This is a genomic window from Tenacibaculum ovolyticum DSM 18103, assembly GCF_000430545.1.
Classification (GTDB): Bacteria; Bacteroidota; Bacteroidia; order Flavobacteriales; family Flavobacteriaceae; genus Polaribacter; species Polaribacter ovolyticus.
Genome location: NZ_KE387164.1, coordinates 267,136 through 279,540 on the forward strand (window position 1 = coordinate 267,136; position 12,405 = coordinate 279,540).

General features: G+C 31.0%; 8 protein-coding genes. 5 read left to right on the forward strand and 3 right to left on the reverse strand.

Going from position 1 to position 12,405, the window contains the following annotated elements; all coding sequences use genetic code 11:
* Positions 1-272: 272 nt before the first annotated feature.
* The 3 genes from H518_RS0115900 to H518_RS0115910 form a co-directional block, all read right to left on the reverse strand.
* Complete coding sequence (locus H518_RS0115900; protein ID WP_028889985.1) at positions 273-2,225, reverse strand: hypothetical protein; 1,953 nt, start codon at positions 2,223-2,225, stop codon at positions 273-275.
* Positions 2,226-2,348: 123 nt separating this feature from the next.
* On the reverse strand, positions 2,349-5,096 hold the full coding sequence (locus H518_RS0115905; protein WP_028889986.1) for a TonB-dependent receptor: 2,748 nt from the start codon (positions 5,094-5,096) through the stop codon (positions 2,349-2,351).
* Between the two features lie 207 nt (positions 5,097-5,303).
* Positions 5,304-7,637 (reverse strand): TonB-dependent receptor, encoded by a 2,334-nt coding sequence (locus H518_RS0115910; protein ID WP_028889987.1) that lies wholly within the window; start codon positions 7,635-7,637, stop codon positions 5,304-5,306.
* A gap of 102 nt (positions 7,638-7,739) precedes the next feature.
* Between H518_RS0115910 and H518_RS0115915 the strand changes: the two genes are divergently transcribed.
* The 5 genes from H518_RS0115915 to H518_RS0115935 are packed head-to-tail and all read left to right on the forward strand — an operon-like array spanning position 7,740 to position 12,325.
* Positions 7,740-8,396: a metal-dependent transcriptional regulator gene (locus H518_RS0115915; RefSeq protein ID WP_028889988.1), complete on the forward strand. Its 657-nt coding sequence runs from the start codon at positions 7,740-7,742 to the stop codon at positions 8,394-8,396.
* Position 8,397: 1 nt separating this feature from the next.
* Positions 8,398-9,309, forward strand: a complete 912-nt coding sequence (locus H518_RS0115920) for a metal ABC transporter solute-binding protein, Zn/Mn family (protein ID WP_028889989.1) — start codon at positions 8,398-8,400, stop codon at positions 9,307-9,309.
* 1 nt (position 9,310) lies between these two features.
* A complete protein-coding gene (locus tag H518_RS0115925) occupies positions 9,311-10,048 on the forward strand; it encodes a metal ABC transporter ATP-binding protein (protein WP_028889990.1) in 738 nt (245 codons plus the stop codon).
* On the forward strand, positions 10,048-11,172 hold the full coding sequence (locus tag H518_RS0115930) for a metal ABC transporter permease (protein ID WP_028889991.1): 1,125 nt from the start codon (positions 10,048-10,050) through the stop codon (positions 11,170-11,172). The genes H518_RS0115925 and H518_RS0115930 overlap by 1 nt, the downstream gene beginning before the upstream one ends.
* Positions 11,165-12,325, forward strand: coding sequence for a metal ABC transporter permease (locus H518_RS0115935; protein WP_028889992.1), 1,161 nt, complete (start codon positions 11,165-11,167; stop codon positions 12,323-12,325). Before H518_RS0115930 ends, H518_RS0115935 begins: the two co-directional genes overlap by 8 nt.
* The last annotated feature ends 80 nt before the right edge of the window (positions 12,326-12,405 follow it).

Consider the following 12,405-nt stretch of genomic DNA (forward strand, 5'->3'; position numbering starts at 1 on the left):
ATTATTTATAGCTAGTTTCAAATTAAATGAATATTAAGTTTGTAATATTCTATCTCTAAGTTACTACAGAATGATCCTGTTGTGCTTGAGAGGTTGTATTCTAATATTTTATTACATAGTATTTAGAATTATCCAAAGCTTAATAAAGGGATGTTTTTATAGTTAGCTATCATAATTTTTTTTAGAAATTATTTAGAAGTCATCAAAATATTAATATATAGCACAAAAAAAACCGAGCATTTAGCTCGGTTTTTATATAAAATTTTATTTAATTATAAACCTGCAGTTTTCCAAGACCAAGTTGAAACATCAACTTTAGTACCTGTCTTATAATCTGCAGTATTTGAAGCATCAGCCCCGTCTATTTGAACATTAACTAATGGGCCATCATCTTTCATGTCGATATTTTTACTATATCCTTCTAACCATATGTTCGTAATAGTAGCACCAGATTGTTTCTTAAACTGTAAGCCAGTACCTCCTACAGTAGAAATAGCTGTTAAGTTTTCAAATTGTGGATTACCGTTTGCTTTATCTCCTTCAAAAGCAGTAGAAAAACCATCTTTTGTATGAGAAATGTATGTGTTTTTTATTGTACCATTCCAACCTTCAGTCCAATCTACTGAATCATCTTCGTTGTTTTCTAAGTATAAGTTCATAGCAGAAACAGTTCCACCGAAAAACTCAACTCCGTCATCTGCACCATCAATAACAGCAATGTTTTCAACTGTTGTTCCAGAACCTACAGAATAGAAAGAAACTCCGTTATATTGAGATTCAGTATTAATTTGAGCACCAGTTCCTTTAATAACTAAATATTTAATAGAACCTGAGTTGTCATCATCTTTAGTACCACCATATTTAAATCCACCAACTTCAGCAGTTACATCAATTCCTGCAGAAGTAGTTGCTTTACCACAAATAGTTAAACCTCCCCAATCACCAGCTTTAGCATTAGCAGAGCTCATTACTACAGGAGCATCAGCAGTACCATTAATGTTAATTTTACCACCTTGTAAAACAGCGATATATACGTCTGTCCCTTTTGCATCAACAATAATTTTTGTACCAGCCTCTATATTTAAAGTAGCTCCGTTTTGAACGATATATGACCCAGTTAAATTATAGATGTTATTTGCAGTTAATGTTACATTACCAGTTACATTACCTACTAAAGGAGTAATGTTTATTACTTCACCGTTGATAAAAGACCAAGAAGAGATATCTACTTTAGTCCCAGACATGTATTCTTTACTAGCTTCTCCAGCAGCACCATCAATGATTACGTTAGCTAAAGGACCTGCATCTTTCATATCGATATTTTTGTCATATCCTTCTATGAATAAATTTGTAATAGTCGCACCAGATTGCTTTTTAAATTGTAATGCAGTACCACCAACAATTGACTTAGCAGTTAAGTTAATTAATTTTGGGTTACCATTTAATTTATCTCCTTCTACAACAGTAGAAAAACCAGCTTTAGTATTAATAACATAAGAGTTTTCAACTGTTCCATTCCATCCTTCTGTCCAATCGATAGCGTCATCTTCTAAGTTTTCTAAGTAGATATTTTTAGCAGATACTGTACCTCCAAAGAATTCAAGTCCGTCGTCAGCACCATCAAAAACAGCAATGTTTTCAACAGTAGTTCCTGATCCTACAGCATAGAATGAAACTCCGTTGTATTGAGATTCAGTATTAATTTGAGCACCAGTACCTTTAATTACTAAGTTCTTAATAATACCTGAGTTATCAGTATCATCAGTACCTCCATAGATAAATCCACCAACTTCAGCAGTAACATTAGTTCCTGCAGTTGTAGTTGCTTTACCACAAATAGTTAATCCACCCCAATCTCCAGGTTCACCTTCGCTAGAACTCATAACAACTGGGCTTGTATTGGTACCATTAATATTAATTTTACCACCTTGTAAAACCGCGATATAAACATCAGTACCTTTTGCATCAGCAACGATACTTGTACCAGCAGGAATTGTTAAAGTAGCTCCTTCTTTAATTATAAAAGAACTCGTTAATGAGTATGATTTATTTGATAAAGTGAAATTCTCAGTAAGTTCACCACTCATAATACCATTCTGTAATTTTTCTACCACATTTGAAACATCAGGAGGTAAAATACTTGGGTCATCACTACTACAACCTGTAAAAGTTAAAGCTGCAACAGATAAAGCTGCAATACTTAATAATTTAAATGATTTTTTCATCTTTGAATTCTTTATTTATTTTTTGTTTAACAAATTAACGATCCTTATTTCTCTTTTCTTTTAATTAAATATTAACTGATCGTTACTTAAAATGACTAATGTTAACTTAAAGTTTTGTGTGTTTTAAAAGGTGTAGTTTAAGCTTAATGTAAGCTGTCTTCCTTTTTTATAAGATGATACTGTTTCGTTAGTTTGAATTAAAGTATTTAAATCACGTACTAATTGTGTTTGATTTATAGCAGGGTTTAATAAGTTTTTTCCAACAAGCTTAACCGTAAAGCCTTTAAATAATTGTTTACTTGCTACAAAATCAAGTGTTATAAACCCTTTCTCAATAATTTCATCATTATAAAGAGTTGCGCTGTTTGTAAAATCTTCAGGAGAACCTAAGGCATAAATCTTATCTGAAGCGTAATTAGCAGTTAAGGTTGTAGAAAATTCATGTTCTTTATTATTTGAATAACTTAAAGAACCATTAGCTATAAAATCAGAAGCTCCTTGTAATTCAGATTCTTTTTTTCCTTTGTATTGATACTTGGCATCTAAATCTTGATTAAACCACATTTTTGTTATGTTGGCAGTAGCGCTTAACATGGTTTGATCATCTTCATTTTTTAATAAATTTAATCTACTTTCAAGTTCAAAACCTAAAATATCAGCTTGCTCACCAGTATTGAAAAATTTAAAATAACCTGATGAACCTTGATCTTGAGTTAAATTTATTGGATTGTTAATTTGTTTGTAAAAAGCGGTTGCAGAAAATAATTCACTTCTACTAGGGAAAAACTCCCACTTTAAATCAATATTATAAATATCTGATTTTTCTAAGTCTTCATTACCTCCAATAACACGACCAGTTGGTGAAACATATTCAAAAGGAGATAATTCTTTAAATTCTGGTAATGTTTGTGTTACACTTGATGCAAAACGAATAAAGTTCTTTTCGTTAAGTTCATATTTTAAGTTAACACTAGGATATAAACTCTGGTATACTTTATTGGTAGCTCCATATCTACCAGGGCGATTTGCAACATTCCATGACATATCTATTTCATCTCTTTCAAAACGTAAACCAAGATTACCAGATAGTTTATTGTTAAATTTAAAATCGAAATTAGTATATGCTGCTAATATCGATAACTCTCCTTTGTATAAATCTGCTTGTGGATTTCTTAGCGTTAAACCACCATTTACACCTTGTTGTAAGGTTTGTGATATTTCATCAATTGAAGGTGCTGTAAAACCTTTTGCGCGAAATCCAATGAATAATGAGTTGAAAGTTCTTTCTTTTTTACGGTAGTTTAAACCATAGTTTAATTTATAAGGTTTTGCTTCATATTCATCAACTGAAGATCCTAAAGCCCATTGGTTTTCAATAAAAGCATTGTATTCAATATCTTCTATTTTTTGTGAAGATTTTCTTTGTTGAAAGTCACCAACATGTGAAAATTGGATTAATGGGCTTGCGTTAATATCTAAAATATTTACTTCGTTTCTAATACGATTAGGTTCTTCTGCTAAGACGAAATTGTAAGCAGCGGCCCAATTTATTTTGTTGTTTTCTTTCCAGTTATGCTCTCCCATTAACTGATTAACAATCATCGTTGTTTGTCTAAAATTTTGGTCTCTAACAAAAGCTCCAGTTTCTTGTGGATCTTGATCAAATACATAGCCTTCACCATTTCTACCTTGCTCATATAAACCATCTTCACCTTTGTTAACAAATAGAGTATTGTATTTTAATTTATTATTTTCATTTAATTTTAAATCAACTCTAATATAACCTGTGCTGTTTGTTTTTGTTATGAAGTTTTCAACATCAGAAAATGAATTGTTTAATACATTTGATCTGTATGCTTTAAAGAAACCATTTCTATACTCTGATGATTTAGAGTGAGAAATCGACGTTAATATTTTCCAGTCTTTGTTCAGAAAATTAAATTTTTTAGCTCCTGATAATGATATTCCATAGTTTATAGGCTTGTCTGCATTATTAGTATCCCATCCTTGTAGGGTCATTAAATTTTGAAGAGCATATTTTTTTTTGTGAAATCCAAAAGTTACATCATTACTTACTATTGATTGTTTAAAATTATCAACTTTTAAAGCATTTGTATTTGCTCCTCCATTAATACTTATAGAAAACATATCTCTTGTGTATTCTTTTGAAGCAATATCAACATTACCAGATCCTTGATCTACATAACTTGAGGTTGAATATGTTTTGCTGATACCAACATTTTGAATAATATTGGTATTGAATAAACTTAAATTAACGTTCTTATTACTTACATCATCAGAAGGAATAGGTAAACCATTCATTGTTGTAGATAAATATCTATCACCTAAACCACGAATGTAAATATCGCCAGAACCTTCACTTTTAGCAACACCAGATATTTTTGTAGTTGCAGAAGCTGCATCACTGACACCTTTTTTAGAAAGTTCTTGAGCTCCTATACTTTCAACAATTACAGATGCTTTTTTTTGTTGTAATAATAAAGCAGACTCTTTTTCTCTACTAACAGTTACTTTAATTTCAACTTCGTCTAGTGAAACGCCTTCGTTAGCACCTAGCTCTTGATTTATAATTAAAGATTGATTTAATTTTACATCAATTTGTTTTTCTATAGTTTGATATCCTATAAAACTAAAAACAATAGTTTGTTTACCTACAGGTACGTTGATCGTGTATTTACCATCCATATCTGTCGTTCCTCCAATAGACGTTCCTTTTATAAAAACATTTGCAAAAGGTAATGCTTCTCCATTCATCTCTTTATCTGTAAGTGTACCAGATACAGTTCCTTTGTTTTGCGAAAAAGCAAAATTACAAAGACTTAAAAGAGCAATAATTATTAATTTTTTCATTCTAGATAACTTGATTTCTTAATTACACTGCAAATCTGATGTTAGATTGTAAATCTAATGTTACATGTAAATTATGGTTGTTTTATTAGAATGTTTCTAGAATGTTAATAGATGTATGTAATGTTATGAGAATATTAATTTAGCATTACGTAAAAAAGGAACGCCTATTTAGACGCTCCTTTTGAAATGATTTATGTTAAAAAAAAATTAAAAACTTGTAAATTTAATTCCTAAAACAAAGGTTCTTGGGGTAGCAGGACCGTAAATAAAATTACTATCACGCTCTTTACCAATATCAAATTTAGCTTGATAATTGTCAAAAACATTTTTAACACCAGCAGAAAGTTCAATATTAGTATGTAAATTTTCTACTTTGAAAGTATAAGTGCTATTTATTCCGAAGTTAAAAAAAGAAGGAGATTTAAAATACTCATCTTTAATTAAATTTTTATCTGAAGCTAAGTGTAATACATTCATTCTACCAGTATACACTAAATTTAAAGCAGTTTTAAATTTTTGGTTTGGTGTATAGGTTGCCGTTGCATATCCGTAAGTAGTTGGTGTGCGTAAAAATTCTTTTTTAGCATCAAGAATGTCTGAATTTTTTACTGCAGTATTAAATTTACTTGATTGGTACGTAAAGCCTGCATCTAATTGAATAATACCGTCATAGTTTAAACGAGTTTCTAACGTAACTCCTCTTACGATAGCTCCATCACTATTTCGTTTTTCAAAGCGTTCTCCATTTGTATCAGGAGTAATATTTTCTAAAACAAAGGCATCGTCTAATTGAGTATAAAAACTTTCAACTGTAAATCCATAAATATAATGTTCGGTTGGTTTATCATAATTAAATGAAACGGTATAACTGTTAGAACGTTCTCTTTTTAAATCATCAGCAAGTTGAACTCTTGATATTCCTCCGCCAGCAAAAGCAATGTGTAAATCGGTATCAAAAGCTTGAGGAGCTCTAAAACCAGTACCCCAGGTTGCTCTTAATTGTGCTTTTTCAAAAGGTTTAAATAAGAGTGAAGCACGTGGACTTGCCACATTGTTGGTAATTAATTTTCGAGTTCCGTCTTTTTTTAAGGCATCTAATTTGTGGTGGTCATAACGAACACCAGCCAATAAATTCCATTTTTCGTTAATTTCCCAATCACTTTGAAAAAAGAATCCATAGTTTTTTGTTACTTGATCTACGAAATACTCATATGCTTTAATTTCATCATAAACATCATCTTGAACAAATTCTCCACCAAGAGTTAATACATTATTTCCTTTAAAGAAATCATCTAGTTTATGGTTAAACTGAAGTCCACCTTGAAATGTAGTCGTTTCCGAATTACCATAAGGAGGTTTCGCTAAGTGTTCAGTATCCTCAGAGGTTCCTGTATCAGGTCTTATACCTGTATAATGTTCTCTTCCTGTGTACTGTGAAGAAAAATAAGTAATTAATGAACTTTTATCTTCATTGAAATTAATTTGATAATCAATATTACCAACATAGACATCGTGCGTTCTTTCTTCAGATTGCAATGCGAAATGCGGAGCGTTTTTAATCATTTCTCCACCATAACGATATTCATTCATTTTACTAAAATTAATTTCTAGCTTTTGATTTTCAGTAGGCAAGAAAAACATATTTGTTCCAAAAGAATTGTTCTTTAATTCTGGAAGTTCAGAAAAATTGTCTCCGTTATGATCATAAATAGTACGAGCTCTATTGTTAATAAAAAATGAAATTCCAGCATTTTTTTCTTCGTTAACAACGGTTGCGTTACCTGCAATAATTTGATCGGCAGCTCCTTTAAGGTTTTGGTAGGTGTACCCAATACTATAGTTGCTTTTTTTAGGGATATTGGTAATTACATTAACAGTACCACCAATAGCGCTAGAACCATAAAGAGCGGATCCACCACCACGTACAACTTCAATACGGTCTATCATATTCGTAGGTATTTGTTCTAAACCATACAAACCAGTTAATGGACTAAAAATTGGGCGACCATTAATTAATATTTGAGAATAGCCACCAGCTAAACCATTCATACGTAATTGTGTGTAGTTACAGGTTTGACAATCTGTTTCTACACGCAAACCTGTTTGGAATTTTAAACCTTCTGATAAATTACAAGCTTGTACATCAGCTAAGGTTTGACTGTTAATTACATTTACAATTACAGGGTTTTGGGTGCTACGTCTATCAGTTCTTGTTCCCGTTACGGTAATCTGATCAAGAAGTTCATCGTGTTCTGTTAAAGAGAAAATAAGTATATTATCTTCCGATTTAGAAATTTTTATATGTTTTTTTTCTGAAATATAACCAGTAAAAGAAGCAGTGATAGTTGCTTTTTTTAGTTTAAGTCCTTCAATTATAAATTTTCCGTTTTCATCAGCAGTAGTTCCTTTTTTACTGTTTTTAATGCTAATGTTTGCAAAAGGTAATACTTCTCCTTTCGAATCGGTTATTTTCCCTGTAATATTTTGACTCTGTAATGTTGCCGATATACATAAAATTGTTATCGCAATAAATACTCTCATTTTATTTTATTTTTTCGCAAATATAAAATAATATTTAGACAAGGCTAAAAATATGTTTATATAAAACAATATTTATATATTTGTATATCTAAAAAAAATGAAGTGTTTAGTCAGTCAGAAGAAAATTATATAAAAGCTATTTATCATTTAGATACTATTTCAGAAAAAGGAATAAGTACAAATGCTATTGCTAAAAAGATAGCAGCAAAAGCGTCATCTGTTACAGATATGATTAAAAAGCTGTCTGATAAAAAAGTAGTAATCTATAAGAAATATCAAGGTGTTACTTTAACGGAATTCGGAAAAAAAACAGCAGCTAATATTATACGTAAACATCGTTTATGGGAAGTTTTTTTAGTCGAAATTTTAAATTTTTCTTGGGATGAAGTTCATGATGTTGCAGAACAATTAGAGCATATAAAATCTCCAAAATTAATAGATGAGTTAGATGCTTTTTTAGGATATCCTAAAAGAGATCCGCATGGAGACCCTATTCCTGATAAAGATGGGAATTTACAGCAGATAGAAAAAAGTCTATTATCTACCTTAAGCAAAGGCGAACAAGGTGTTTGTGTTGGTGTAGATGATAGTTCTTCAGAGTTTTTGCGATTTTTAGATAAGCAAGGTGTTAAATTGGGGCAAAATATTGAGGTGATAGATATAGAATCTTTCGATGGATCTTTTCAAATAAATATTAATGAGAAAGAGATTACAATATCTAACAAAGTAGCAAATAATATATACATACAAAAAAACTAAAATGAAAAAACTAATAGTACTATTTGTAATTTTATTAGTAACAAGTTGTGGTAAAAAAGCAAAAAAATTAAACGGAAAATTAAATATAGTTACAACGACTACTATGATTACCGATTTGGTAAAGAATATTGGAGGAGATAAATTAGAAGTAAAAGGTTTAATGGGGGCTGGTGTTGATCCGCATTTATATAAAGCAAGCGAAGGAGATGTTTCAAAATTATTTAATGCAGATGTGATTATATACAATGGATTACATTTAGAGGGTAAGCTTGAAAATGTATTCGAAAAAATGGAACATCAAAATAAAAAAACAATTGTAGCCTCTAATGCAATCGATAAAGATAATTTAATAAGTTCAGAATTATTTGCTTCAAATTATGATCCACATATTTGGTTTGATTTAACCAATTGGACAAAAATAACGTTATATATTGCTGGTAGATTGGCGGATATTGATGCTAAAAATGCTGATTTTTATAATAACAATGCGAAAGTATACATAGGTAAGTTGAATATTTTAAGCAAGCAAGTTGAAAATAAGATAAACGAATTGCCAGAAGAAAAAAGAATTTTGGTAACAGCACACGACGCATTTAATTATTTCGGAAAACAACATAAATTTAAAGTTGTTGGTTTACAAGGATTATCTACAGCAACTGAAGCTGGGGTTCAAGATGTTCAAAAATTAGCGAAATTTATTATTAACAATAAAGTAAAAGCAATTTTTGTTGAAAGTTCGGTACCAAAAAGAACGATTGAAGCTTTGCAAGAAGCTGTGAAATCGAAAGAGCAAGAAGTTGTAATTGGCGGAACATTGTATTCTGACGCACTAGGAAGTAGAGGTACAGAAGAGGGTACTTATATAGGAATGTATACAGCAAATGTTAGTACGATTGTTAACGCACTAAAATAACATGGAAACAAAATACGCAGTAACAATTGATGATTTAACAGTAGCATATAATTATAAACCAGTTCTTTGGGATATTGATTTAGCAATACCAGAGGGCGTTTTAATGGCTATTGTTGGGCCAAATGGAGCAGGGAAATCTACTTTAATAAAATCTATTTTAGGAATCATAACCCCAATTGCGGGAAGTGTCTCAATTTATGGGAAACCGTATGATAAACAACGAAAGTTGGTGGCTTATGTGCCTCAGAAAGGAAGTGTAGATTGGGATTTTCCAACTACAGCTTTAGATGTTGTTATGATGGGAACTTATGGTGCTTTGGGGTGGATTAAAAGACCAGGTAGTGCTCAGAAAAAAACAGCATTAGAAGCACTTGAAAAAGTGGGTATGTTACCTTTTAAAGGGAGGCAAATTTCTCAACTTTCAGGAGGGCAACAACAACGTGTGTTTTTGGCAAGAGCTTTGGCGCAAGATGCAGCTATCTATTTTATGGATGAACCTTTTCAGGGAGTCGATGCTACTACAGAAATTGCAATTATTAATATTTTAAAGGAATTACGAAAAGCGGGTAAAACAGTAATCGTTGTACATCATGATTTACAAACGGTTCCTGAATATTTCGATTGGGTAACTTTCTTGAATGTGAAAAAAATTGCAACTGGGCCTGTTAAAGAAATTTTTAATGATGATAATTTAACGAAAACTTACGGAATTAATTATAAAGTAAGTGTGCAGCAATAATGGATTTTTCAGAATATTTTAAACTCGTTTTTTCAGATTATACACTTCGAACAATCACAATCGGAACTGCTATTTTAGGTGCTATTTGTGGTATGTTAGGTAGTTTTGCTGTATTAAGAAAGCAAAGTTTATTGGGTGATGCAATTTCACACGCTTCGCTTCCAGGTATTGCAATTGCATTTTTAATTACAGGAACAAAAGATACCAATGTTTTATTATTAGGAGCTTTGATAAGTGGATTAATCGGAGCTTTTTGGATACGTGGAATTGTAAAAAATACACATTTAAAAACAGATACAGCTTTAGGGCTTATTCTATCTGTTTTTTTTGGGTTAGGAATGTTGCTTTTAACGTTCATTCAAAAGATGCCGAATGCAAATCAATCAGGTTTAGATAAATTTTTATTTGGACAAGCAGCTACATTATTAATTAAAGATGTGTGGTTCATGGCTATAGTAACAGCCATTTGTTTAGCAGTATTATTGCTTTTTTGGAAAGAGTTTAAACTCCTATTGTTTGATGCAGATTATGCAAAAACCTTAGGTTTTAATATAAAATTTATAGATGCTTTAATTACAAGTTTTATTGTATTAGCAATTATTTTAGGGTTACAAACAGTAGGCGTTGTTTTAATGAGTGCAATGTTGTTGGCGCCAGCGGCAGCTGCAAGACAATGGACAAATAGTTTAAGTGTTATGGTGTTTTTAGCAGCAGTTTTTGGTGCTTTTTCGGGTATTATTGGTACGGGGATTAGCGCAAGTCAATCTAATTTATCTACAGGGCCCGTAATTGTATTAGTTGCAGCTGTATTTGTATTGTTCTCATTTATTTTTTCGCCTTCTAGAGGATTGCTTTTTCGTCAGATACGTTTTTTAAAAAACAGAAGAGATTTGCAATTACACAAAACCTTATCTTTTATGTTTGATCTTGTGAAAACACATGAGGATAAATCGCATCCGCATGCGGTAAAAATATTAAATAACTTTCAAGGATATACAAGAGGTACTTTAAAAAAATTAGAAGAGAAGGAATATATAAAGGTGCACGGGAGAATGTGGTCGATGACTGAAAAAGGATATCAATTTGCAGGTAATTTATATAATCAACATATAGAAAATGAATAGTGCTCAAATAGAAATACAGTTAATAGCCAGTTTGGTTGCGGTAGCTTGTGCAATACCAGGTGTGTTTTTGGTGCTACGAAAAATGGCATTAATTAGCGATGCAATTAGTCATTCTATTTTACCAGGTTTGGTAATAGGTTTTTTTATTACACACGATTTAAATTCACCATTATTAATTTTAATGGGAGCATTATCAGGAATTTTAACCGTTGTATTGGTTGAATATATTCAAAAAACCAAATTAGTAAAAGAAGACACTGCAATAGGTTTAGTTTTTCCAGTATTATTTAGTATTGGTGTACTTTTAATAGCTAAAAATGCAAATGATATTCATTTGGATGTTGATGCAGTTTTATTAGGTGAATTAGCTGTTGCTCCATTCGATAGGTTGTTTATTAATGATATTGATATTGGACCTAAGTCATTATGGATTATCGGAACAATTTTACTTATTACTTTAAGCCTCTTAGTTGCTTTTTTTAAAGAATTAAAAGTGAGTACCTTCGATGCTGGTTTAGCAACAGCCTTGGGTTTCTCTCCAGTTGTAATTCATTATGGATTAATGAGTGTTGCATCAATAACAACAGTTGGTGCTTTTGATGCTGTAGGTGCAATTTTAGTAGTTGCGTTAATGATTGCGCCTGCTGCTACAGCATACCTATTAACAAATGATTTGAAGAGAATGCTTGTTTTTTCAGTGTTTTTTGGTGTGTTATCTGCAATTACAGGTTTTTGGTTGGCATATTATTTGGATGCTTCAATATCAGGATCTATGATTTCTATACTTGGCTTTGTATTCTTTTTGGTATATTTATTTGCACCCAATAGAGGATTGTTTTCCGTTCTTTATCGTAATAAGCAACAACAAAAAGAAGTGCAGTTGCTTACTTTTTTATTGCACTTAAATAATCATCAAGAAGAAAAGGAGAGACATATTAATCATTTAAATGAGCATATTAATTGGCATAAGGTAAAAGCGAAGGCGGTTGTTGATTTAGCTGAAAAGAATAATATGATTGTTATTGAGAATCAAATTATATCGCTTACTCAAAAAGGGAAAACTTTTACTGAAAAAGCAATAGATTATATTATTACAAATGACGATTCAGAAATAGAATCAATGAAAAAAGATTTCTTTTTATTTAGGGGGTAGAATTTTTTGTTAAGTTTAGAGGTGATTGAAATATTTATGTAATTTAGAATTTGATTCTTGAGAGCTATGAATAATATGAT